At 48.1% G+C, this 24,298-nt stretch carries 21 protein-coding genes; all 21 read right to left on the bottom strand.

The window, feature by feature from the left end; translation table 11 throughout:
- Window positions 1–123: 123 nt before the first annotated feature.
- The 21 genes from J2X61_RS12350 to J2X61_RS12250 all read right to left on the bottom strand — a co-directional run bounded on the left by J2X61_RS12350 (window position 124) and on the right by J2X61_RS12250 (window position 23,810).
- Window positions 124–405, bottom strand: coding sequence for a hypothetical protein (locus J2X61_RS12350; protein ID WP_274470432.1), 282 nt, complete (start codon window positions 403–405; stop codon window positions 124–126).
- A gap of 166 nt (window positions 406–571) precedes the next feature.
- On the bottom strand, window positions 572–877 hold the full coding sequence (locus tag J2X61_RS12345; RefSeq protein WP_274470433.1) for an NUDIX domain-containing protein: 306 nt from the start codon (window positions 875–877) through the stop codon (window positions 572–574).
- A gap of 114 nt (window positions 878–991) precedes the next feature.
- Window positions 992–2,341, bottom strand: coding sequence for a sulfatase family protein (locus J2X61_RS12340; protein ID WP_274470434.1), 1,350 nt, complete (start codon window positions 2,339–2,341; stop codon window positions 992–994).
- A 38-nt stretch (window positions 2,342–2,379) separates the two neighbouring features.
- On the bottom strand, window positions 2,380–3,207 hold the full coding sequence (locus J2X61_RS12335) for a carbohydrate ABC transporter permease (RefSeq protein WP_274470435.1): 828 nt from the start codon (window positions 3,205–3,207) through the stop codon (window positions 2,380–2,382).
- Between the two features lie 6 nt (window positions 3,208–3,213).
- On the bottom strand, window positions 3,214–4,524 hold the full coding sequence (locus tag J2X61_RS12330) for a carbohydrate ABC transporter permease (protein ID WP_274470436.1): 1,311 nt from the start codon (window positions 4,522–4,524) through the stop codon (window positions 3,214–3,216).
- 92 nt (window positions 4,525–4,616) lie between these two features.
- On the bottom strand, window positions 4,617–5,945 hold the full coding sequence (locus tag J2X61_RS12325) for an ABC transporter substrate-binding protein (RefSeq protein ID WP_274470437.1): 1,329 nt from the start codon (window positions 5,943–5,945) through the stop codon (window positions 4,617–4,619).
- Between the two features lie 109 nt (window positions 5,946–6,054).
- A complete protein-coding gene (locus J2X61_RS12320) occupies window positions 6,055–7,068 on the bottom strand; it encodes a LacI family DNA-binding transcriptional regulator (protein WP_274470438.1) in 1,014 nt (337 codons plus the stop codon).
- A gap of 321 nt (window positions 7,069–7,389) precedes the next feature.
- Complete coding sequence (locus J2X61_RS12315; RefSeq protein WP_274470439.1) at window positions 7,390–8,370, bottom strand: aldo/keto reductase; 981 nt, start codon at window positions 8,368–8,370, stop codon at window positions 7,390–7,392.
- 23 nt (window positions 8,371–8,393) lie between these two features.
- Entirely contained in the window at window positions 8,394–9,779 is a 1,386-nt protein-coding gene (locus J2X61_RS12310; protein ID WP_310188092.1) for an LLM class flavin-dependent oxidoreductase, read from the bottom strand.
- Between the two features lie 32 nt (window positions 9,780–9,811).
- Window positions 9,812–12,037: an SfnB family sulfur acquisition oxidoreductase gene (locus J2X61_RS12305; RefSeq protein WP_310188091.1), complete on the bottom strand. Its 2,226-nt coding sequence runs from the start codon at window positions 12,035–12,037 to the stop codon at window positions 9,812–9,814.
- A gap of 13 nt (window positions 12,038–12,050) precedes the next feature.
- On the bottom strand, window positions 12,051–13,430 hold the full coding sequence (locus J2X61_RS12300; protein ID WP_310188089.1) for an LLM class flavin-dependent oxidoreductase: 1,380 nt from the start codon (window positions 13,428–13,430) through the stop codon (window positions 12,051–12,053).
- 16 nt (window positions 13,431–13,446) lie between these two features.
- Window positions 13,447–14,112 (bottom strand): methionine ABC transporter permease, encoded by a 666-nt coding sequence (locus J2X61_RS12295; RefSeq protein WP_274470446.1) that lies wholly within the window; start codon window positions 14,110–14,112, stop codon window positions 13,447–13,449.
- Window positions 14,105–14,875, bottom strand: coding sequence for a methionine ABC transporter ATP-binding protein (locus J2X61_RS12290; RefSeq protein WP_274470448.1), 771 nt, complete (start codon window positions 14,873–14,875; stop codon window positions 14,105–14,107). The genes J2X61_RS12295 and J2X61_RS12290 overlap by 8 nt, the downstream gene beginning before the upstream one ends.
- 18 nt (window positions 14,876–14,893) lie before the next feature.
- On the bottom strand, window positions 14,894–15,787 hold the full coding sequence (locus J2X61_RS12285; RefSeq protein WP_274470450.1) for a MetQ/NlpA family ABC transporter substrate-binding protein: 894 nt from the start codon (window positions 15,785–15,787) through the stop codon (window positions 14,894–14,896).
- Window positions 15,788–15,836: 49 nt separating this feature from the next.
- Window positions 15,837–17,120, bottom strand: a complete 1,284-nt coding sequence (locus J2X61_RS12280) for an acyl-CoA dehydrogenase family protein (protein WP_310188088.1) — start codon at window positions 17,118–17,120, stop codon at window positions 15,837–15,839.
- Between the two features lie 42 nt (window positions 17,121–17,162).
- Window positions 17,163–18,320: an FMNH2-dependent alkanesulfonate monooxygenase gene (ssuD, locus tag J2X61_RS12275; protein WP_310188086.1), complete on the bottom strand. Its 1,158-nt coding sequence runs from the start codon at window positions 18,318–18,320 to the stop codon at window positions 17,163–17,165.
- A gap of 93 nt (window positions 18,321–18,413) precedes the next feature.
- Complete coding sequence (locus tag J2X61_RS12270) at window positions 18,414–19,871, bottom strand: 4-hydroxyphenylacetate 3-hydroxylase family protein (protein WP_310188084.1); 1,458 nt, start codon at window positions 19,869–19,871, stop codon at window positions 18,414–18,416.
- A 175-nt stretch (window positions 19,872–20,046) separates the two neighbouring features.
- Window positions 20,047–20,658, bottom strand: a complete 612-nt coding sequence (locus J2X61_RS12265) for a TetR/AcrR family transcriptional regulator (protein WP_310188083.1) — start codon at window positions 20,656–20,658, stop codon at window positions 20,047–20,049.
- Window positions 20,659–20,912: 254 nt separating this feature from the next.
- Window positions 20,913–22,277 (bottom strand): LLM class flavin-dependent oxidoreductase, encoded by a 1,365-nt coding sequence (locus J2X61_RS12260; RefSeq protein ID WP_310188081.1) that lies wholly within the window; start codon window positions 22,275–22,277, stop codon window positions 20,913–20,915.
- A gap of 226 nt (window positions 22,278–22,503) precedes the next feature.
- Entirely contained in the window at window positions 22,504–23,091 is a 588-nt protein-coding gene (locus J2X61_RS12255) for a sulfatase/phosphatase domain-containing protein (protein ID WP_274470457.1), read from the bottom strand.
- A gap of 368 nt (window positions 23,092–23,459) precedes the next feature.
- Entirely contained in the window at window positions 23,460–23,810 is a 351-nt protein-coding gene (locus J2X61_RS12250; RefSeq protein ID WP_310188078.1) for a helix-turn-helix domain-containing protein, read from the bottom strand.
- Window positions 23,811–24,298 lie beyond the last annotated feature (488 nt).

Below are 24,298 nucleotides of genomic sequence, written 5' to 3'. Positions count from 1 at the left end.
TATAACAGAGAGAAATCGATTATGAACTATTCAATTATCCTGCCCTTTAGCTTAACACGACCAGGGAGCAGTTGCCGCGTGGCGATCTGCTCCCTAGTCATTACGCTATAGTTCGCCGTTAGTTCAATCATCAAGAATGCATTTTTCAATATCACATTTAATAATTCTAATAATTTCATCTTCAGAAGTAGCTTTTATAGAATATGCTTCTACATCCTCATAAAAATTATTGTGGGCTTCTTGAACAGTTTTTGCATATTCAAGAAAATAACTGTGATTTCCACCTTTAGTAAGCATATAGAATCCGTTTTTATGTTCGAAAACAATTTTTCCATTGATATTAACCTTCATGAAATTCAATTTCTGAAAAAACTCATTTATTTCTCTAATCACAATATCATTCATTAAACCACCCCTTCCTTTTAACTCTGCCGTTAATTGAGCAAAGGGCTGCCAAGCGGCACCCCCTTCTGTTATTAAGCTATAGTTCTTCGTTAGCTCAACGAAGCTATGTAATTATTTATTATTTCTCTGTGACTTCTCGGCATGTTCTCAGGAAGTTTTTCAATACCTATTTAAACTCCAAACTCATGGATTCTGCATCATTAATTTTCAAATTACCACTAAATTGTTTTGTCCAATAAGCTGTAACAACAACGTAAAATTCATCCCCATTGGGAGTTTTTATAAAATTTTCTCTTTCTGAGAAAACATCAATCAATTTAAGAATACTTACCTGGAGTCCTGTTTGTTCATAAACTTCTCTTTGAGCTGTCTCCACAGTAGACTCCCCCAACTCCATCATACCACCTGGTAGATGGAAAAGGCAGCCGATCAATGTGTGCCATTTACCGCTGCAGATGCTCTCAGCTCTCACTTTTGAAAATTTTCGTTATTGCAATAAACGAAAATAACCAAAAGGGGCAAGCCGAATATCAGCATTTCAGCGCCCTTTTTGGTTATTCATCTTGGGTTATTACTATACTATATTTTAGTTAGACCTTTTTTTATACGCGTATGCGGAGCCATTTTCGACCTGTTCCTTCCATTCCGGTGCTGCAATTCCCGCAACCTCATCTTGCAAAAGCGGATCTTTCGTAACCTTCATCCAATCACTAACTTTTAATCTGAGCTCTTCAAGAACGACCTCATACTCAGGTAAACCTACCAAATTACTCGTTTCCAACGGATCCTTCTCCAGATCATACAGCTCCTCTGGAACATTAGGGACATAATATTGTTCTCTTACGACAATCCCGGAGAGACTCCGGTGAATATCCAGCGGCAAATAAACGGACGGGCCATCCTCGAAATTTCGGATATATTTATACTTCTCAGTCCGTATACTCCTCATCGGGTGATACAGGTCATGCCACGTGAGCTCCGAGAAGAAATGATCCCGAGTCGGTACGTTTCTTGCATCCTGCTCCAAGATAGAAAGAAAGCTGCTGCCATCGGTGCCTTGCGGTGCGTCTGCTCCAGCGAATTCAAGAAGAGTCGGCATTAAATCTACATTACATAAGAGTTGATCAACAACCTTACCACCTTCAATACGATCAGGATAGTACATGACTAAGGCCGTTTCCAAACCTGCATCCATCAAAGTGCCTTTTGCTCTTGGGAATGCAATGCCATGATCGGTTGTATAAATAACCAGCGTATTTTTGCTTAGTCCCGTATCCTTCAACCCTCTTAGAATTTGCCCAATACTTTGATCCAGTACTTTCACCGATCCGTGTAGAAGCGCAAAATCCTCTCGGACTTGAGGTGTGTCAGGCAAATAAGGCGGAGGCACTACTTCCTCGACCGGATCTGCGATTGCTTCATATTCATCGAAATCCCGGTGTGTTTCAAAAAATCCGACGGATGCAAAGAAAGGTTGCATATCCTGACACGCTGCTTTTTCCTCTAAATATTGGACCACTCGCTTTGCCACATCAGGCCCTCTATCACCCGGAACCGGCAATACATGTTCGTATCCTAATTTATAGGTCGAGGAAGTGAGTCTGCTATCCGGTTCATCAATCGTTTCATGGCTGAAGCCGATTAATGCGGTTTCGTATCCGTGTTTGTGAAGCTCTTTGGGCAGCGTAGCCACATCAGGATTCATAGAAAACCCAAGGTGAGCCAAGCCAATCATCCCGTGGTTATGCGGGTACAATCCGGTAATGATACTTCCCCTACTAGGACTGCACTGAGGTGCCGGGCAAAAATATTGGTCGAAGCGCACGCCTTTTTTCGCCAGTTCATCCAAATTTGGCGTCTCTACCGTTTTACCGTAACAGCCTAAGTATCTGCCTGTATCATGTGAAATCATCAATAAAATATTCGGTTTTTCCATGATTACTCTCCTTCATGTGTTTTGTTTTTTGTGGGTCGTTATTCTTTTACTGCGCCCGATGTTAAACCCGAGATGATGCGCCGCTGGAATAGCAGGACCATGAGGACAATCGGTACGGTTACGACAATCGCAGCTGCTGAGATTTCTCCCCATGGGAAGGTGAACTCCCCCTGAAACATGGCAATACCGACGGGCACAGTCATCATACTTTCCTTCGTATTGATCGTTAACGAAAAGAAGAATTCGTGCCAAGCATCTACGAACACAATGATAGCAGTCGTGAAAAGTCCCGGAGACGCCAAGGGAAGCAGGATTCTCCAAAAGGTTTGCAGGATGGAGGCCCCGTCCACCTTAGCAGCTTCATCGAGCTCATAGGGAATTTTAGTGAAAAAGGATGTCATATACCAAATAGATAACGGCAGCGCAAAAGTCGTATAGGGGATAATTAAGCCTAAGTACGTGTTGCGTAAGCCCGTAGCTTGCATGAATAAAAATATAGGCGAGATGGTTGCTATTTGAGGAAACATGGATACCGCTAATAACAAGCCGAGAAACACGGATTTTCCGAAAAAATGAAGCCGAGCAATGGCATATGCGGCGAACGAAGCGATGCATAAACTAAACAGCATGCTCAATCCGGCAACAGCAAAGCTATTCAACAAAAATCGCCCAAACGGGTGATTGACAAAGACTCGAATATAGTTGTCTAACGTATAACCCGGTACAAATATATCGAAAGCATGTACACCATATAAAAACTGAGGCTGTTTCACAGAAGCGATAAAAACCCACAAAAATGGAAAAATAACGATACCTACAAAAACCATTAAGCCCGCGTAAAAAGGCAGGCCCGCTCTTCTAGTCATTTAGCTCTACCCCCCGCGTTTGCTAACTACGTCACCGCCCAATATTTTCACATAAATGGTACAGATGACAGCGATGCATATGAATACAATGACGGCCAGTGCGGATCCTGCACCAAAGTCTAACTCGGAAAACATCGTTTTGTAGGCATAAATGGATAACGACTCCGTAGCATTGGCCGGTCCGCCTCCGGTTAACACATAGATGAGGTCAAAGACACGGAACGCATCCAGCGTACGGAACATGAGCGCGACAAGGAACGTCGTTTTAAGGGAGGGTAACGTAATATGAACGAACTGCCCCCACTTATTCGCCCCGTCCATTTGTGCAGCTTCGTATAATGAGCTTGAGATCGTCTGAAGGCCTGCAAGCAGCAGTAAAGCAACGAAAGGTGCCGTTTTCCATGTATCAGCCAGTACAATAGAGAAAAGTGCTCCTTGTTTGGTGGAAAGCAGCGTACTCATATCCGAAATCACACCGATTTCGGCAAAAAATTTAGCTACGACGCCATTCTGTCCATCATAGAGGAAATGCCAGATCATCGCTGATATAGCGGTTGGTGTCGCCCATGGAATTAAGACAGCTGCCCGTACAAGTCCTCTCCCGCGGAACGACCGATTGATGAGAAGAGCAATCAGCAGGCCGAAAAGCATCTCCATCGATACCGCATATACAGTGAAAAGCGAAGTATTTCCAAGCGCATGCCAGAGCCGTGAATCTGTCATGAAACGTTTGTAATGTGCCAAGCCAACAAAGTTCGGCTTCATGAATGCGTCTTGAAGGGCATTGGTTAAACCAATGGGGTCATCAGGGCGTTGAAGCGCACCAGTTTCCTTAAGTTGTGCCAAACGATCGTGCAAATCGACCAGCTCTGCTTGAATCCGCTCTGCCTTTTGATTATTCAGATCTACGTATTTCAATTCATCCGGAACCGGCTTGAAATCAAACAAAAGCCTGTCAATTTGCTCATACTTGGCTTTTAGCTCTGGATCCGCCTCAAGTTCCTCTCTAATCTGGTTCACTTTCTGCTTTAGCGGCTCCAGCTGCGTATGTATTTCAGTACTTGCTTCGGCTTCTTTGTCGATCGTTCTTAGCAAAATGGGAAAGGTCTGCGTATACTTCTCCATATCTAGTGCATATGTGGTATGAATTTCACTTCGCGTTGGGTCATTCAAGCGGATATCGTATAAACTGATCCACACAGAGCGCAGCACAGGCCATATCGCGATTGCCGCTATCAATAAGGCAGCTGGCAAGATCAATACATAAGCAAGTCGGGCTTCTTTTGTTTTTTTACTGTTTTTGCTGCTGTTGAACATCCGGGTTCTCACCTGCCTTAGTCACATCGTGCGGTAACGAAAGGATAAGAAGGGGCCGACCTATACAGTAAGACCCCACTCTTCCGTGTGTGTTATTTCCCAACGGCTTGTTTAATTTGGGTTTCCAAATTGGCAAGCGTCTGTTCCGGCGTCTGCTCGCCCGCGATAGCCTTAGATACCTCTACTTGAATCACACCAGAGATTTTGGCGTATTGAGGTGTTATCGTACGCGGGATCGCACTTCCTAGACCATTGACGAAATCACGATTGGCAAATAACGGGCTTGCCTTTTGCACGTCGGCATCATCAAACAGGGGCAAATAGGTTGGCGTTTGCGTGCTGTTTACCGCAATGATCTTCTCCCCTTCGGCGCTGACAGCGAATTTCAAAAATTCCCATGCTTCCTTAGGATGCTTGGAATACTTGTTAATTGCAGCCAGCCATCCGCCTAGTGCAGCTGCAGATTTGGCATCACCCGCGGGCAGTGGAGCAATCCCTACGTTTCCTACTACTTTAGAAACCTTCGGATCGTTTGCCTGTGCATACAAGGCCGGCCAATGGCGGGCAAACACCGCACTGCCCTCAATGAAGGCATTTAAGGTTTCTTTTTCAGTGAACGTATTCAGGTTCGAGGGAACTGTAGGTGACTTGGCAATTTCAACAAGTTTTTTCAATCCTTTGAGCGTCTCCGGACTATTCACTGCTACATTACCTTTCTCATCAATAATTTTCCCGCCATATGCAGCTACAAGCTCGGTGAAGCCTACAGCTAAACCTTCATATTGCTTCCCCTGAGTGACAAAGCCATATTTCGTGCCGCCTTGACCTTTGAGCTGATCGGCCTGCTTTAACAAGTCGTCCCATGTTTTGGGCACTTCTTTCACGATATCTTTCCGGTAGTATAATAACCCTGCGTTATTATATCGAGGGAGCGCCCACTGCTGGCCGTTAAAATATCCCGCATCAATGCCGCCTTTTAAATATTTGCTCGTTTCAATTTTATCTTCTTGAATGAAGCGATCGAGCGGCAGTAGAAACCCTGCCTGTGCAAATTCCGCAGGCCACACGACGTCAAGATTGACTACATCCACCTCGGCAGATTTTCCACCCAATATCGTGACAAGCTGATCATGCATTTGCGAGGAATCATTCGGAAACTCTCGAACCTCTACCTCAATATTCGGGTGCTTCGCTTGGAATGCGGCGATCAGCTTCTTGGTGCCCTCTGTTTGATCAGCACCTTGGCTAAAAATGATTTTCACTTTTTCATTCGTAGGTGTTTGCGATTCTGCCGCTTTATTAGTTTCCTTCGGTTGATCTTTGGAGGAATCGGATTGATTGCCAGGTGTGCTGCTTCCGCAGGCGCTAATGGCCACACTGAGCGACAATAAAAGAACCGTATTCGTTACTTTTTTCAACATATTTATAACCTCCTAATGAATAAGTTACTTGCCTTCCAAATCTCTGAAAAGCTTTTCAGAAAATGCTGAGATTCAGTTCAAACTGAATCCCCAACCTGAAAATCATGATTTACTTCTTTAAATCACATACGGTTTCCCGTTCTACAATCCAATGTGCCATATAGGTTCTCAGCTCTTCCAAGGACTCTCCATTAATTAAACGATCCAGCTTACGGATAACGAATTGTCCCATTTCATGCAGAGGCTGAGCAACAGCCGTCAATTTCGGAAAAGACATCCCGGCTATCCTGGTGTTATCAAACCCGATAACCGATATGTCGTCAGGCACTTTGATTTTGTTTTCATGCAGATAAGAGATACACCCGATAGCACGCTCATCACTAGTTGCGAATACAGCGGTCATTCCTGGAAATTTCTTATGTAATCTCTTCATAGCCTCGTACCCGTCATTAAAATGATAGTTTCCATGCTCAATACATTTCTCCGGATCAAGATCAATGCCATGTGCCCGCAAGGCCCTGAGAAATCCTTGAATCCTTGGAAGTCCTGAGATTGGATCCAGCATTGAACCGCTGATCATGCCAATCTGACGGTGCCCTCTGCGGATCAGATATTCAGCTGCATCAAATGCCGCCAGCTCATCGTTGACCTTCACGGAAGGTATCTCATACTCCAAGCTATGGGTAGCCGCCAGAACAATCGGTACACCTAGTTGCTTGAACATCTCATAGCTGTCTGGATAGACCGGCTCACTGGTTAAGACGATACCGTCGATCTGTTTCTCGCTTAATACCTTGAAGCTGGAGTTCTTCCGATCCTGATTATTATCGGTGTTGCAGATAATCAAATTATTGCCGCTCTGATGCGCGGCATCTTCCATCCCTTTGATTAGCTCAGCATAAAACAAATTGGAGATATCAGGAATCAGGACACCTAAAGTCTGAGTACGCTTGTGAATTAATCCGCGAGCCAAGGCATTTGGTGTGTAATTCAATTGTTTGATCGCATCCAGAATGTTATCGCGCTTGTCTTTCGCCACAATATCAGGATTATTTAAAACTCTGGAAACAGTACTTATAGAGACGTTCGCCATTCTGGCTACATCTTTAATCGTTGATTTCATCTCATTCACCTGTCAAATAAGTCATGAAAAGCTTTTCATTCATCATATCAAAGCTATCCGGATTGTTCCACAACTTATTTCAAGCCAAAATACAAAATCAACTCTTATACCTAGTATTATACTTGGAATAATAAGATTTTCAATAGATTTATTATTAATCATCTTTTATGAGAAAAAAACTATCCTCTTGAGGATAGTTTTTCACTGAATTCATGCAAAAGATGCGGGCAGCGCATCCAAATTCCTTTGAATCTGCTCAAATGTGTATTTGTTTGTTTCCATTTTCCTGCGTTAATCGTTCGTAGTAAAGCGCGCTGCGATTTACCTGCCTCCTGATGCCTCTTCGCTTCGATCGGTTGCTAGTGGAGGATCGATCGATAACGCTGTAATTTCATTCCGCCATTCCTTCGTGAAGTCCAGATCCACCGCAGCCAGAGATGGCTCTAACTGTTCCACGCTGCGTGCACCTATAATCGGCGACGTAATCGCCGGGTTGCTAAGAACCCAAGCAACAGCCAATGTAGCAGGATGAACACCCTTCTCACGGGAATAGACTGCGAATCTATCAGCAATATCATAATAAGTATCGTCACCGTAACGCTTCGTATAGTTGCTCTGTTCCACAAGCCTGCCGGAAGATGGCCTTTTGCCTATTCCGTACTTTCCTGTCAACAGTCCCCCGCCAAGCGGGCTGTAACTGATAACCCCAAGCTTCTCGGCTTCCGCCAACGGCAAAATCTCGACTTCGGCTTGCCGCTTGACGAGATTGTACATAGGCTGAATCAGTTCAAAGCCCGCCAACCCTTCTTTGGCTGAAATGCCGAGCGCCTTCGCAATCTGCCAAGCAGCCCAATTACTGACGGCGGGATACAAGATTTTCCCTTGACGGCGCAAGTCGTCCAAAGCTCGCACAGTTTCCTCGATCGAGGTCAGCGAATCAAATCGGTGAATGAAATAAAATTCAATGCGGTCCGTACGGAGCCGCTTCAAGCTTTGTTCTACCGATAGGAACAAATGTCTCCGCGAAGCTCCGCGTGCATTGGGGTCGGTGCCGAACGGGAAGCCCACCTTGGACGTAAGAACCAACTCGTCACGCTTACCTTCGATGAGCTCCCCCAAGATTTGCTCTGCCGCCCCGCCGCTGTAGACGTCGGCCGTATCGAAGAAGTTAATGCCTTTATCCAAACAGCGGTGGAACAATTGTTTGGAGGTTTCCCTGTCAGCGTTGCCGCCAAAGGACATCGTTCCGAAGCAAAGTTCCGAAACTTGTATACCCGTTTTTCCAACCGTTTTATACCTCATCTAATCCGCTTGCCTCCTTCGTGCTAATTCGTATGTTCAATGCTTTTCCTGTACTGCGCTGCAGGGTGATCAGCCGGGAGCGAGCGGTTTCCCGCTCCGAACAGCTTCTCCCTCAGTGTACCCTGTTCATACTCGGATTGGTAGACGCCCCGGCGCTGCAGCTCGGGTACGACTTGATCAACAAATTCTCGCAAGCTCCCTGGCGTAATCAGATGCGCGAGATTAAAACCGTCCAGTCCCGTCTCCTCGACCTGCTCTTGCATGTAATCGGCGATTTGACCTGGCGTTCCCACGAGCAACCGCCCTTGCCGGTTATCCAACGTCCCGATACGTTCCATTACTTCCTTAACGGTAAGACGATTCTGGACATGCTTGGTAAATTGGGCAGCCCGACTCTGGCCATGGTCCGTCGCTCTGTATGCCAAATATGAATCAGGATCATAGGCGGATAAGTCATATCCGCTAGAACCGCCGAATTGTGCAAGAGCCGCTTCCGGGCTCCACAAGCCGGCGTATTCCTGCAGCTTCGCTTCGGCTTCCTCCTGTGTGTCTCCGACGATGACGTTCAAACCGGTAAACATTTTGATACGCTGCGGATCCCTGCCTAGTTGCTCTGTTTGGTTCCTTATGTCTTGAATGTTGGCTTTAAGCGATTCCTTTGAGTTGCCGCCTACAAAAACGCATTCCGCATGCTTAGCTGCGAACGCCCGCCCTCTTTCTGAGCTTCCCGCTTGATAAAGCACAGGGGTACGCTGCAAGGAGGGCTCGCTTAGATGAGGCCCCGGTACACGAAAGAACCGGCCTTCGTGATTAATAAGGTGTACCTTGCCAGGTTCCGAGTATACGCCCCGTTCCGTATCTCGCACCACTGCGTCATCTTCCCAGCTGCCTTCCCACAGCTTATAGGCGACTTCCAGAAATTCATCGGCCAACTCATACCGGTCGTCGTGCATAATCATTTTATCCAGACCGTGATTCAAAGCTGCATTCGGCAGATAGGAAGTCACGATATTCCAAGCGATCCTGCCACGAGTCAGATGATCGAGTGTAGTGAATCGTCTGGCATGTGCATATGGATGCTCATACGTTGTCGTCACCGTTACGGCAAAGCTCAGATTCTCCGTGACACTCGCCATCGCCGGAACAATGAGTGCCGGATCGTTTAACGGCACTTGAACGGCATCTCTGATCGCCGGATCGCGGCTCGTCTTATAAACATCATAGATGCCGACGACATCTGCAAGAAACAGCGCGTCAAACTTTCCGCGTTCAAGCAGACGGGCCATCTCCGCCCAGTATGCCAAGTCCGTATAGCGATGTCTTTCATTGTCCGGATGTTTCCATAACCCGTGTGAATTGTGCATCGCGCTGTTCATATCGAATGCGTTCATAATGATTCGCTTTCCCATAGCCCGCGGTTTCCCTCCTTGCTCCGTCACCATTATATTTTGTATTCATGGTAAACCCCATGAAGAAACCACTTTCCGACGTGATGCAGTTTTAGTCGAGCCGGATCGTGCAGCGTATGAATGCGAATGTTGCGCCAATGGCGGTCGTAATTATATTTGCGATCCATGGAAGAAGTACCCGCAACTTCGAAAAGTGCGTTGGTGATCTCGATCGCGGTTTCCGTTATGAGCCATTTGGCTGAATCAACCGTCAATGCAGCCCGGCCGGCGGTTTCCGTATTCAACACCTCGCGCGCATGATCGATTGCATCCGCGGCCCGGTCCAGCAAGGCTTCCGCCGCTTGAAGGCGAATGCCGAGCTCGCCAAACCGGCGGATGAGGTCAGGTTCCTCGCTTGCGCGCGCCAAGCCGCTCCCGTAAGTCGGACGCGTATGATCGCGAACGAAAGAGGCTGCGTCCTCCAAAGCTGCCTGCGCAATCCCGATGTCAATCGCGGCATGCATGATCTGCCCGAATGGAGAGAAATATTGGGGACCCTCGAATATTTGGTAGTGGGGCAGCAAATAGTTGTCCGGCACTCTCACATTGCGAAGCACAACACTGCCGCTCGCCGTCGTCCGCTGGCCGATCCCGGACCAATCGTCAAGCACAGTAACTCCTGGCGCATGTCTCGGGACGAAAGCGGTCATCCTTTGTTCGTCCTCATTTAGTGCAGTAACAGGAATCCAGTGCGAATAGAGCGCCCCCGTCGAATAATACTTATTGCCGTTTAATTCGAAGCCATCCTCTCCTTCCCGTTTGCGAATGGTTGTCGCAATCTTTCTGGCCCCCTTGCTGCTGCGTTCCGCTAAACCGTTCCCAAACTGGGCGCCATTCAAAACCTCTCGAAAGAAAAAGTTTTTCTGCTCCTCACTTCCAATCAACTCTATCGTTTTCACAAAAAAGTGGTGGTTTTGCGGAATTTGACCAATGGAGCCGTCTGCGTGTGAAATGATTTTAAAGATATCCACGAGCGTTCGGGTGGATACACCCGGTCCGCCATACGCCTTCGGCACGACGAGTCCAAGCAAGCCAAGCTCCGCCAAACGCTGCACCTCTTGCAGAGGCAGCTTGCGTCCGCGGTCCCGAGCTGAGGCTCCGGGCCGGATTTCCTCCGCGAACAAGCGTGCCGCAGCCAATGCATCCTCGTCGCCTTGAAGCAAGTGAGCCGGGCGTCTCTCATCGAAAAAGGAGCGCGGCAGATCGCGCTCCGCAAATTGCGAAAGCGGCTCCCTCTGTGGAGGCTCCACTTCTCCGTTATCTGCTAGTAATTGCGCGTTATGTATGGTTGTCAAAGCCAGCGTTTCATCCAGAGAGAACTCGCCTTTCAGACTTCCATTCTCTTGCATCTCCTTCTTGAGATTAACGAGCCTGCTCCACTTATCGTCCGTAACGCTTATTCCGAACTGCAGATGCAGCCGCTCGGAGAAAATAAAAGGGATCGCATTCTCGGACACGCCAAGCTGCCTAGCTGCGAAACGATGCGCTTCGGTGCGATTCTCGACTGCCCAGACAGAGGCCAAGGATAAATGGGCGAGCAAGCGCTCGACCTCCTGAGGACGCTCTCGAATCCATCCTGCTGAGACAGTCAGAACGGACAGTTCAGCAGAATGGGAGAAGAAGCCTTCCAGCTCACGAATCCCCAGCAATTGTCGAGACTCTGCGGATAGGATCTCATCGGTATATACGGCAGCCACTTCTTTGTTCAGCAGAGCAGTGAGATCTCTCCTCCCGGCGGGGAGTCCGTCCGATGCACGGTCGTGATGAATTTCCACCCACTTCGGACCTCCTGTCGGGATTCCCGCCTTATGCAGCGCAACGTTTACAGTCTTTGCCGCATCGAGTGTCCGAATGCTGTTATCTGGGTTATGGTTCACAGCAATCCCTAGTTTGACCCCCTTTAAATCGGCTATTGTTCGCAGCGGCGATGCCGAAGGCACGAGAATGACATGGCGCCGTTCCTGAAGCTGAAGTCCGATCATGCGGATGTCATCGCCTAAGGCGAACCTCTGAAGCACAACCGCCGCTTGCTCCATTCGGAGATCATATGCGTTCTCTGCCTCCAACTTTAGGCGAAGACTGCCGGATCCAGAGTCCCGCAGGACCGGGATGCCTCTTCGCCGCAAATCGAATGGCAGCTCTCCTAGCGCATAGGCAAGCTCAATGGCACTCGGAACGGCAGGCGCCGCCTGGCGTATAGCATCTATATTTATTGACATACTTATCCTCCTATTAGGTCAAAGTAGGCTGTTTACGGTAGACGGCGCCCGGATGATCTTCAGGCAATCTCTGAACGCCGGACCCAAACAAACGTTCACGAAGCGTCGATTCCTCATATTCTTCCCGAAACAATCCTCTGCGCTGCAGTTCAGGAATGACAAGCTCCACAAAATCCCGTAGTGTGTCCGGCGAGACGATCTGCGTGACGTTAAACCCGTCGATCCCCGTCTCTTCTATCCAGAATTGCATCTTATCGGCTACCTCTTCCGGCGTCCCGACGACGAACAGTCCCCGTCCGCCAAACGTCCCTAACGTTTCCATGACTTCACGGACTTTCTTCGGACGCGGGCTATCCTTCGTGAATTGTGCGGCAGCCGTCTGCCCATGATCCGTTTCTGTGTAAGCCAGTACGTCTTCCGGGTCGTACGCAGATAAATCGAAACCGCTTCCCCCGCCGTAATGAGCCAGCACGCCTTCCAAACTATACAGCTTTTGAAAGCTTTCGAACTTCGTCCACGCTTCCTCTTGTGTACGTCCTACAATAGCCAGTAAACCGGTCATCAGTTTAATATGTTCCGGGTTACGGCCAAAGGCCGCTGCTTGTGCACGAATATCCTGGGCATACCGTTTCAGCGCCTGAATGTTCCCCCCGCCAAGAAAGACGGCTTCCGCATGCTTCGCTGCAAACGTGCGACCGCGAGATGAGCTGCCCGCCTGATAAATAACGGGCGTCCGCTGGATGGAAGGTTCGCTTAAGTGCGGTCCGGGAACTTTAAAAAATTTGCCTTCATGATTAATGAGATGCACTTTGTCCGGGTCCGTGTAGACGCCGTTTTCGACATCACGAATGACCGCATCATCTTCCCAGCTGCCTTCCCAAAGCTTATAGGAAACATCCAAATACTCCTCCGCAATCTCGTAACGGTCATCATGTTTGATCATCTGATCCAAACCGAAATTACGGGCAGCGCTAGGCAAGTAAGAAGTCACGACGTTCCAAGCGATTCTGCCCTTCGTTAAGTGATCTAGCGTCGACATCCGTCTCGCATGACCGAATGGCTTCTCGTAGGTTGTAGAAAAGGTGACAGCGAAGGCCAGATGCTTGGTGGCAAGCGCCATTGGCGGGATGACAAGGAACGGGTCGTTGCAAGGAATTTGCACGGCCTCACGAATCGCCGTCTCCGGTCCTTGTTTATAGACATCGTATACCCCGACGACATCAGCCAAAAATAAGGCGTCAAACTTCCCTCGTTCCAGCAATTCCGCCAGCTCCGTCCAATAACGGATATCTGTGTAGCGATGCCGGTTGCTATCGGGATGCCGCCATAAGCCGTGCGCAATATGCCCGACGCAGTTCATTTCGAAGGCATTCAGGTGGATTTTCTTAGGCATGCTGATTCCCCCTTGCTTACAATCGTTTATCCAATTTGCGTACAATATAATTTCCTGTGAATTGAAAAACCTGTACAAACAACACCATAATGACGATCGTAACGAACATCACATCGGTTTGATACCGGTAATATCCGTAGCGGATGGCGAAGTCACCGATCCCCCCGCCACCGACAAGTCCTGCAACCGTTGAATAGGAAAGGAAGCTCACGGTGACAATCGTAACGGCGTTCGCAATACCGGAACGGGCTTCCGTGTATAAAACCTTCCAAACGATCTGGAATTTGTTTGCCCCCATCGACTCAGCTGCTTCAACCACACCTCGATTGACATCGAGCAAAATTTGCTCAATAAATCTGGCAAAATAGGGTACAGCATTAATAATCATTGGCACGGTGGCTGCTGTGGTGCCAAGCGCCGTACCGACGACAAGCCGAGTAAACGGAATGATGGCGATCATTAGAATAAGAAAAGGAAACGAACGTATCAGGTTAACGAATCCGTTAAGAATGAGGTAGAATTTCGGCCATTTCAGGAAGGAATCCGGCCGAGTCAGGAACAAAATCGTCCCAAGCGGCGTGCCGATGGCGACGGCAATTGGAATGGTCAAAATCAGCATGTAAAGCGTCTCAAGCAACGCTTGAATAAGCTCAGGCCAAGCAGTCGCGATGTTATCAAACATAGTGGGCCTCCAGTTCCCTTTCCAACGAAATCTCGTTGTTGAACAAATACTGTGCGATGTTGGATTGCGGCACGATATTTTTCTCGCTCAAATCAAATTTCTCCACAATTTTCCCATGCTCCATGACCGCCACTTTACTGCAAATTGCTTTCACAACGTTCATCTCATGCGTGACGATGACGATAGTAATGCCGAGCTTGCGGTTAATTTCCTTCAGCGCTGCCAAAATGCTGCCTGTCGTCTGCGGATCGACGGAAGAAGTCGGCTCGTCGCACAACAAAATCTTCGGATTGTTAGCCAGCGCTCTCGCGATCGCGACCCGTTGCTTCTGCCCTCCGCTCAGCTTGGCCGGGTACGCCTTGGCCTTGTCGGATAAGCCGACGGTTTCGAGGCAGCTCTCGATGCGTTTCTGCCGTTCGGCCTTTGGCACCTTGGCAATTTCAAGCGGGAAGCTCACATTGTCATACACAGTCAGATTGTTAAGCAAATTGAAATGCTGAAAGATCATGCCGATCGAAAGCCTTTTCTTTCGCAGCTCCCGCAGCGTCAGCTTCGTCAATTCCTCGCCGTCGACAAGGACACTGCCTTCGTCCGGCCGCTCCAGCAGGTTAATCGTTCGCAGCAGCGTCGATTTGCCCGCTCCGCTGAACCCGATCAATCCATAAATATCGCCTTGCTCAATTTGGAGTGAAGCGGAGGATACCGCATGTAGCGGTCCTCCGGCCGTTGTGAACGTTTTGCTTATATTTTGCAGGGTGATCATGACACGCACTCCCCTTCGTTATTTGTTCAAACCATCCAATAATTCAATGGCGTCTCCGTATTTTTCCTTATAAAAATCTTTGACAGCCTGGCTCTCATAAGCTTTTTGCAGCGCTTTGACTTTAGGAGTGCCTATCAGCTTGTTATTCACTGCCACAATGCCTTTATAAGGCAGGTCTTTCCCCGTCTCCAATGCCAGAGCGTCCTGTTTCGGTTTATAACCAATCTGAACCGCGGTACCGGCAAACAGGAAGCCTACATCTACGTCGTCTAGCGTCCTCTGCAGCATCAATTGATCGACTTCCTTAAATTTATACTTATGGGGATTATCCGTAATATCTTTAAGCGTCGCATGAATGACATCCACGCCGTCTTTCAATTTCAAGAGCCCCAGATCGCGAAGCATGAATAGCGCACGTCCGTTGTTGGCAGGATCGACGGGAATACCGATAAGGGCGCCGTCTGGAACCTCTTTGAAAGACTTGTATTTCTTCGAGTACAAGCCTGAAGGGGTGAAGGTTGTGTAAAAAGCTCTCGAGACGTTCTTGAGACCTTGGTCTTTCACGAATTGATCAAAATACGCCTCATGCTGGAACGAATTCGTATCGGCTTGGCCGTCGTTAACAATTTTATTAGGTTGAATAATGTCATTCACGATAACGTGGTCAAGCGTATAGCCGTCCTTCGCTAATTCGGCTTTTAAAATTTTGACAATCTCGCCGTTGAACCCGGCATCACTCATGACATGGTGAATCACTTTATCCTCTGGATTCGCTGTTGCAGCAGCTTTCGAGCCTGCATCAGGCTGAGCCGCAGTGTTCGTGCCGGCCGTGTCCGTCTTCGAGCAAGCTGCAAGAAGGAACGTGAGGGCAAGGATAACGAACATTGTGGTGAGTAGGCTTAGTTTTTTCATCTTGTTTTTACCACTCCTTTGATCTGAAATTTGTATGTTGAAAAAGAGACTAGGACTGCGGCATCAGCCGAACGTCGTTGTCCACAGTTGTCTGGTCGGTGCTCAAGGGTACACCTATTCCGGTTTGCCATGCGAATGGCGGGCGCGTCCCGTTAACAGCGTAATCGCCGACAATTCGTTCTTTATAAATCAAGGGATTATGTGAAGCGATCGTCCGGGCGTTCCGCCAATAACGATCAAGCCCCTTCGATCGAGCTGTGGCCGAGGCGCCAAGCGCATCGAAAATGGCTGCCGTGGCCTCAAGTGTCAGCTTCGCGACGACCGTCTGCGCTTGAGCCACTTCCACCTCCGCTTCGACGTTCGCATGATCGGCGTACCCGGTATCATCCAACGACTGAGCATCGCATGCTCGCTGCACGGCCTCAGCCGCCTTCAGTACGATCGCGCCAACAGCGTACGCCTGACTGTGCACGCGCCCCGCAACTTGCAGCACCTGTGGATCATCGCCTGCCCTGGCCGCTGATGCGTGCGAATATGTTCTCCGCCGTTCGGCGACCGCTGCCGCAACATCCCTTGCCGCCGCCCTCGCTATGCCTGCCAGTGTGGAAAGATGAACCATTTGAGCGAAGGCCGTGCCGTACTTCGTATATGTTTCCCGGGGAAATACATCCTCTCTCTCGACCGGTGTATTCACGAACCTCGTCGTGCCGCTGCCGGTCAGCGTTTGTCCGAAGCCTGCCCAATCATCGACGATGTCGACCCCTTCCGCTGCTGCCGGCACCATGGCCGACACAATGTCGTCTTCACCAAACGTCGCACTTACGACGATCCAATCGGCATAAAGTGTTCCCGTGGAATAAAATTTGGTTCCGTTCAAAAGCAAGCGATCCTCTGTCTCGGATAAGGTGGTTGCGTAGCTGCCCACCTTGTTATCTCCGGTCTCTGTTAAGGCATTCCCAACGATCGCACCGTTCGCGATGCGTCTTAACCATCGCTGCTTTCGTTCTCCATCCGGCAAGTGCAATATCCTTTCCACGAACCCGAAATGAATCCGCAGCGCTTGCGTCACATTGGAATCCGCTTCTGACAATTCAATCAGCAGATTAAACAATTCCGGAAGCTTAGCACCGAACCCGCCTTCCTCCTGCGATAAGCGGAGTGTCCCGAATCCACATTCCCTTAGCCACCCAATTTCTTCAAAAAGAAGTTTACGGTCCAGCTCCCGATGAACAGCCCCTTCGCGAATTCGTTGAAAGGCCGGCCGGAAATGCTGAGCCAGACTCGTATAGTTATCCGATGGGCCGCTGCCCCACAATCCTTCGGTAATTCCCATACTGCTCCTCCTTATTCCTGACCTTTGCGGTACCTGAAGCATTCAAGAGGATGCAAGTGACCGGTTCTCCGCAATAGGCAAAATATCATTTGCCACCATCTCGCCGAATGGACTTACGAACGCATACTTTTCTTTCGGTGCTTCTCTGTTACTAAGCGGAAGCTTCGGAAATAGCAGTTCTTCGACCCGGAAGGCTTCTTCCAAGTGAGGATATCCGGACATAATGAACGTTTCAATGCCCAGCTCGCGATACTCCAACATGCGCTCGGCAACGGTATCAGGATCACCGACCAATGCCGTTCCTGCTCCCCCTCTGACGAGACCGACACCCGCCCAGAGATTAGGGCTGATTTCCAGCTTACTGCGATCTCCTCGATGAAGCTCTGACATCCGCCGTTGTCCGACAGAATCCATTTTTGCGAAAGCCGCTTGCGCTTTGGCAATTGTTGCGTCATCCAAGTTGGAAATTAAGCGGTCTGCGGCAGCCCAAGCTTCTGCTTCCGTTTCCCGAACAATGACATGAAGCCTTATCCCGAAGCGAACTTTCCTTCCTTGCTTCGCAGCAAGTTCTCGAACAGTCTCCACCTTCTCTTTGACTTGTTGGGGAGTCTCTCCCCATGTTAGATAGACATCAACATGATCCGCAGCGATTTGTTGAGCAATCGGCGATGAGCCTCCAAAATAAAGCGGCGGATACGGCGCTTGAACCGGCGGATATAAGATTTTCGCCTGCTCTACCGTGATATGATCCCCATCAAAGTTAACTTGCTGTCCCTGCATAAGCTTTCTCCAGATCGTCAAGTATTCGTCGGTAAGCTCATAGCGAGTATCATGGTCAAGCAAAAGCCCATCTCCTCTTGACTCTGAGGTATCTCCGCCGGAGACGATATTAATAAGCAATCTTCCTTGGGACAGCCTGTCGAAAGTGGCCGCCATCCTGGCCGATAGCGTCGGTGACATAAGTCCTGGCCGCAGGGCTACGAGAAACTTTAACCGCTTAGTAGCCGGGATTAGCGCTGAAGCTGTTACCCAAGCATCCTCGCACGATCTTCCGGTTGGCAGCAAAACACCGCTGAATCCAAGCGTATCAGCCGCCTTGGCAATCTGGGTGGCATAATCCAAATCCACCTCTCTCGCTCCCTCACCTGTTCCCAAATAGCGTCCATCTCCATGTGTCGGTATAAACCAAAAAACTTCCATTTTCGAATCCATCCTTTCTTATAAATAAAAAGGAGACCTATAGCCCCATAAGGCAAAAGGTCTCCGGTTGTCCGGCTGACGGTTAGGCATACATTAACTTCCGTTTACAGCTCCCCGCTTCGCGGAATCTTTAATCAGCTGCCAAATCGGAGCGGTCAAACTTTCTTTGTCGTGCGTCAAATACTGATTGGCAAATCCCCGCACAGGGTCGCCTGCATAAAATCGCTCATACAGCTCATGTCTGGATCCAAGCGGGCTTCCCACCAAATCCCATGCGAGTTTGAACAATTGAACCTTTTTCTCGGCGCTGACAGTCGCTCCCTCAAAATATTCGCTCATTAGCTCAGAAATTGTGCCATAGAAATCTTCGATACTGGAGGGTACTTGAACAAATCCGCCTCCGCCAATCTGTTGTAAGATTTCAACAGCACGTGGATAGAACCTTGTTCCAATATTTCTGGCTGTGTTTATGTAAGACAACTCCGGAACCAGCACACCGTTCTCATCGAATTTGGCTTGCGTTTCTGAGGCAATGACAAGCGCTTTAATCGTATCGATTTGCGTTAACAATTCTCCTAGCTTTTCTTGTATGTGGAGAAATCCGCCTACACCAATCGCTTCTGCAACTGCAAACGTTACACCCGTAATAAATTCAAGCTTCGCGATATAACGCACGACATTTTGATGAAAAGCCAGTGCGTTTGCCGTCGTGTTCGCCCTTAATGCCATCACCTTTTCGGCGTCACCAAACATGAGCACTCGTTCCCACGGGATCAAGACATCGTCGAAGAACAGAACGGCATCCATCTCGTCATATCTGGCGCTGAGCGGATAATCATGCGCTTTATCGCTCGCATAAGACTGCCGGCAAACGATATGAAGACCTGCAGAATTCGCGGGCACAATGAGGACATGGGCATGCTCGCGATGAGCTTGTTCCAATTTGAGGAAAGAGAAAATAACGAAGTCATGCGTATACGGAGCACCCGTCGCAATCATCTTGGCTCCTCTGACGACAATGCCCTCGCTAGTCTCCTTAATCACATGCAGGAAACGCGATGCGATTCGGCTATCGTCTAATCCGCTCGATCTGTCGATCTGAGGATCAATAATGGCTGTCGTCAAAAATAGATCGTTGTCTCTGGCCGTTTCATAGTAGGCTGTAATTTTTTGCGTAAATCCAGGCTCCAATCGATCCAGCTGGTTGCGCGCAGCATACCAGCCGGTTATGAAGGAACGGGCATAATCAGAGAGCCTGCTCATCATACCATTGCATGCTTTGGACCAAAAGGCGAAGGATTGACTTCTCTGCGCGAGTTGTTCCGATGTATAAGGAACAAGAAAGGAACTATGAACGTAAGCATCCCTCCCCTTGATCCGATAACCTGCCTGATCTCGAAGTTGGGGATCGTCAAGTGAATCAAATAGACTGCGTATCGTCAGTAATGTTCCGCGAAAAGCCGGGTGCGTGTCGAGCTGGGTGACTTTACTGCCATTTAGCCATACCGTTCGACCATCTTGTAAACTTTTAATAAATCTTTCGCCTCTCACGTGCTCACTCCTACCTTCGCTGAATTTCAATAATTCCGATGAATTAACTCAGGTATTGGTTTAATCTTATCCATTGGGCAAAGCGGGGTCAACATACAAAAAGAAGTAGAATGAAGCTTTTCGGACAAATTGGATGTGATTGACCAGTTATTTCAGCATAACAAACAAAATTCATTCAATTGTGTACTTTTAAGCTCATCGCTTGATAAAAGCCTATTGAAGCTATTCTGCTTAACTGAATGGCCATATAATTGGGAGAATACATCATCCCTTGTTTGAACCAACTCAGGACAATCCCAACGATCCAGATAGCCATGCTTCCCAATAAAATATCCAATGGAATAGGCTGCTTCTGATCCATTCGATTGCTGTCGATCCGCTGACCTATCGTATGCTGGACCGCTTCCATCATGCGATCGCCAAAGCGCGAATCCGGCAAATGAAATAACAGCACGCGATACATGTGTGCATGCACGGACATGTGCTCGAACAGCAGCAGGAAGTAGGGATCGGGAACTTCGTGATGCGGCTTATAGCCCAGTATTTGCGATTTATTGCTTTCGTACAAATCTGAAATTTCAGCAAGCTTATCTTTCATGATTTGTTCAAGCAGATCGTACTTGTCTTGAAAATGAGTATAAAAGGTGGATCGGCTAACATCCGCAGCATCTGTAATATCCCTCACGACAATGGCCTCGAACTCCTTCTTCTCACAAAGCGACAAGAAGGCACGGGTAATATGTTGTCTTGTCTTATGAATGCGTCGATCTGATCGTATAACATTCATGTACATCTCCCCTTTCACACAGAATACTTGACATTTTGACCGATAATGTCCGATATCGGACATTTACTGGAATTATGTTCCTTGTCTTGAATTTGTTATATGTTATCATAAAGGACAATTCATAGTTAATCAATTGGAATTATAAAATTTATCAAGGTTATTTTTCCGTTATCAAAAATAACAGCTGCCATCGTTAAAACTTATCCAATCCATGTGGGTATAAATCAAAAAGCACCCAACTAGGGTGCTTTCGTTCATGCGCTATACCATTCCGTTTCTATCGTTGAATGCGGTTCCTTGGCAAACCGATTATTAGGATAAGGAAGCTCGTAGTGTTCGCGAAGGGTGGTTCCCCTGTACTCCGTTCGGAACAGTCCTCTGCGCTGGAGTTCAGGAACAACTAGATCCAGGAATTCCTCTAGTCCTCCGGCCATCAGCTGCGGCATAATATTGAAGCCGTCAGCAGCCCCGTTCTGAAACCAATGCTCTATGATATCGGCAATTTGCTGTGGTGTACCGGCTATCGTCTGGTGACCGCGACCTCCGGCCAGACGCTGCAGTAACTGACGAAGTGTCAGATTCTCACGATGTGCCATCTCGACAATCAAATTCGCGCGACTCTGATGGCCTCTCACTTCTTGAACCGGCAATTGCGGCACCGGGCCGTCTAGTGGATAACCGGTCAGATCAAAGCCGACCCGATTGGATAGCATCATTAAGCTGTAGGCAGGATTGGAAAGCTCCACGAGCTTCGCTTCCTTCTCTCTGGCTTCATCTTCCGTGCGTCCGATAATTGGGCAAATTCCCGGCAAGATGACAATGTGCTCCGGTAACCGCTTCAATTGAACCGCCCGTTGTTTCATATCTCTATAGAAGGACTCCGCTTCTTCGAAGGTTTGCTGAGCCGTGAATATCGCTTCCGCATATTCCGCAGCGAACTGTCTGCCATTCTGCGAAGAACCAGCTTGAACAAGCAGCGGTCGCCCCTGAGGTCCACGGGATATGTTGAGCGGCCCCTTCACGGAGAAATGTTCACCTTTATGATTAAGCTCATGAACCTTGGAGCTATCCGCATATATACCGGTTTCCTTGTCTCCGATAAGGGCATCGTCTTCCCAACTATCCCATAATAGGGTTGCTACGTCCAGAAACTCCCGTGCCCGATCATAGCGCGCAGCGTGTTCCGGGATTTGCTCATAGTTGAAATTTTGCGCTTCCGCATCTGTTCCTGACGTAATGATGTTCCAGCCGGCACGGCCACGGCTGAGATGGTCGAGTGAAGCAAATCTTCGAGCCAGATTGAACGGCTCATTGAAGCTCGTGGACACAGTCGCTATCAAACCGATTCGCTTGGTGACCACAGCAAGTGCGGAGAGGAGCGTCAGCGGTTCGTATCCGCCGATTGCCCCGTATCGGACGGCATTCGGACTGGTCGCTACGCGATCCGCAAAGAACAGTGAATCAAGCTTCGCTGCCTCCGCTTTAGCAGCTAAGCGTTGGTAAAAAGTGAAATCAAGCAACTGATCTAGATTCGTCTCCGGGTGTCTCCATGCTGCTTCGTGATGCCCCATCGGGGAAACGAACAAATTTAAATGAAGTTGACGATGTGCATTGCTCATAGCGATACCTCCCCGTTTGTTGAAATTAGAAAAGGCTCCCGAAACAAGAGATATCGCACGCGAAACGAGTACGGTAAACTTGTGTTTGGGAGCCTTTGGATATCCAATTGGCCGACATCATGTATTCTCACATCTTACATGAATTATACCAATTATACAAGTGGGATTAATATGTTTTATAGACTGTTGTTCGATCATGCCTTAGCTTTGCGACAATTGTAGAGAACTATCGACTTTCCCAACGATGCCAGTCAAAAGAGGATGACTCCAGCCGCGTCTGATAGTGCGGTGAAATGATGAATGGCTTGCCTGCCTGAGACACTAGCTTGCCGCCGTCGGTCAGCCCTAGATTTCGCTGCTCCAACACCTCGACGAGAAGTCGACGCCACACAGCTACTTCCTCCTGCCATTCAGGGTGGTCTGCCAGATCAGCGCTTTCGCTGAGATCGGTGCGCAGATCAAAGAACTGTTCCGTCCCGAGGAGCGGGAACCAGATGTATTTGAACCTTCCGTCCGTAATGTACTGCATCTCCTGCTCCTCCGAGTAACACGTCGAATGTTCACCGTGAACGAATTCGCGCGTGTTCGCGGGCTTTCCTTGCAATAAACCTTTCATACTGATGCCGTCTACGGTGGCGGGAATAGCCAGCCCCAGCATATCGAGGATCGTCGGCATGATATCCTGGATGGCCACTGCCCTCGAGACGGTCTTCACAGGGCGTCCGTCCTGCGCAGGCGGCTTGATGATTAGCGGAATCCGTGCCGAACCTTCGTAAGCATAGGTTTTGCGCCACAGGTGATGATCTCCCAGCATATCACCTCAGATAGAAAGACGAACAGCGTGGAGTCAAATAATCGTTGCTTCTTCAAAGTGCCGAACAGCCGGCCAAGCTGGTGGTCGATAAACGTGATCGACCCGTAGTACCCAATCCGGGCTCGTCGGATCGCCAAGCATCAGGCCGCAAGAAGCCTGTCGCGGCGATCTGTCCCTTGTATTTGCACTATCGTCTCCCGATAGCTCAATCACACTTTTGTATAATTGTTCATTCAATGGATACGCCCCTTTTAAAAAATATCTTTTTTACAAAACTATCTATGTTTATAGTACAGTGTTGATTCTGGACAATAAAATAACCGCATTGTCCAAAATGCGGTTATTTTATTGGCAGGTCTCTTAAGACTTTATTTATTAAGCATATTGTATTCAATCCATTTATCTATCTCGACTTTATTAAAGTATTTTTGATTACCTATGTCGATAAAAGGAATGAACCTATATGTGTCGTAAGTGCTAATTCCTGATTTTAACTCGGTTTGACTCTTAATAAGGTAATCAAAATCTTCTAAAGAAATTCCCATGTATTGTGCTGCATCATCAGAAGTCATTAGTGCTTTTGTTTGAGTAGTGGTTTTTAGTGGTTTTTCTAAATGTTCTTGGCTTTTCAATCCATTAGATACTACCCAACCTGATAAAATTAAGCATCCTCCGAGAATAATAATTGAAATTAGCAATAAGATATTTTCTTTTTTCAAGTTTTCCCTCCAAAATTCAAGACATTAGTAAGAATAGGACGATTGCAAAAGCTTTCTATTCGTGTTGCTCGTTGATTGAAAATTATTGTACCATATATTGGAACTAAACTCCCTCTATAGAGAAACGCTTTGCTCTCAAATACTCTCGTTTTCTCAGCTTTTGACCTTTAAATACTTTTTAGCAGACAACATTCAATGGTATGAAGTTGTAGAGGAAGAAATTTATGGATATGCTGAAGGGCAAAAGACTCTCTACCTAAACCATCTGTTGTAAAAAACGGATGGTATGGTAATGTATGGTTGCACTTTTGGATCTCCACATGTACTCATGGTGGTCAACCCTCCCACATCTCGCAGAGTCTACGCTCCCTCATTCCTTCATTCAACCTGTCCATGAGGTGGAGGTCAGATATGCTGCCCGACAGGATCTTTGTCCGTAAGTTTAGTGCCTTTCCGACTCATCCGTGCTTCTTGTTATCTTGCTGTGC

Source organism: Bacillus sp. 3255 (assembly GCF_031456485.1).
GTDB lineage: Bacteria > Bacillota > Bacilli > Paenibacillales > NBRC-103111 > Paenibacillus_E.
Note: the sequence above shows the minus strand (reverse complement) of the source record. Positions and strands in the feature narration are given on the sequence as shown.

Bases quoted from the DNA above. Each gene is read 5' to 3' on its own strand.
- J2X61_RS12350 (WP_274470432.1), bottom strand. From the start codon at position 405: ATGAATGATATTGTGATTAGAGAAATAAATGAGTTTTTTCAGAAATTG.
- J2X61_RS12340 (WP_274470434.1), bottom strand. From the start codon at position 2,341: ATGGAAAAACCGAATATTTTATTGATGATTTCACATGATACAGGCAGA.
- J2X61_RS12335 (WP_274470435.1), bottom strand. From the start codon at position 3,207: ATGACTAGAAGAGCGGGCCTGCCTTTTTACGCGGGCTTAATGGTTTTT.
- J2X61_RS12330 (WP_274470436.1), bottom strand. From the start codon at position 4,524: ATGTTCAACAGCAGCAAAAACAGTAAAAAAACAAAAGAAGCCCGACTT.
- J2X61_RS12325 (WP_274470437.1), bottom strand. From the start codon at position 5,945: ATGTTGAAAAAAGTAACGAATACGGTTCTTTTATTGTCGCTCAGTGTG.
- J2X61_RS12320 (WP_274470438.1), bottom strand. From the start codon at position 7,068: ATGAAATCAACGATTAAAGATGTAGCCAGAATGGCGAACGTCTCTATA.
- J2X61_RS12315 (WP_274470439.1), bottom strand. From the start codon at position 8,370: ATGAGGTATAAAACGGTTGGAAAAACGGGTATACAAGTTTCGGAACTT.
- J2X61_RS12310 (WP_310188092.1), bottom strand. From the start codon at position 9,779: ATGGGAAAGCGAATCATTATGAACGCATTCGATATGAACAGCGCGATG.
- J2X61_RS12305 (WP_310188091.1), bottom strand. From the start codon at position 12,037: ATGTCAATAAATATAGATGCTATACGCCAGGCGGCGCCTGCCGTTCCG.
- J2X61_RS12300 (WP_310188089.1), bottom strand. From the start codon at position 13,430: ATGCCTAAGAAAATCCACCTGAATGCCTTCGAAATGAACTGCGTCGGG.
- J2X61_RS12295 (WP_274470446.1), bottom strand. From the start codon at position 14,112: ATGTTTGATAACATCGCGACTGCTTGGCCTGAGCTTATTCAAGCGTTG.
- J2X61_RS12290 (WP_274470448.1), bottom strand. From the start codon at position 14,875: ATGATCACCCTGCAAAATATAAGCAAAACGTTCACAACGGCCGGAGGA.
- J2X61_RS12285 (WP_274470450.1), bottom strand. From the start codon at position 15,787: ATGAAAAAACTAAGCCTACTCACCACAATGTTCGTTATCCTTGCCCTC.
- J2X61_RS12280 (WP_310188088.1), bottom strand. From the start codon at position 17,120: ATGGGAATTACCGAAGGATTGTGGGGCAGCGGCCCATCGGATAACTAT.
- ssuD (WP_310188086.1), bottom strand. From the start codon at position 18,320: ATGGAAGTTTTTTGGTTTATACCGACACATGGAGATGGACGCTATTTG.
- J2X61_RS12265 (WP_310188083.1), bottom strand. From the start codon at position 20,658: ATGAATGTTATACGATCAGATCGACGCATTCATAAGACAAGACAACAT.
- J2X61_RS12260 (WP_310188081.1), bottom strand. From the start codon at position 22,277: ATGAGCAATGCACATCGTCAACTTCATTTAAATTTGTTCGTTTCCCCG.
- J2X61_RS12255 (WP_274470457.1), bottom strand. From the start codon at position 23,091: ATGCTGGGAGATCATCACCTGTGGCGCAAAACCTATGCTTACGAAGGT.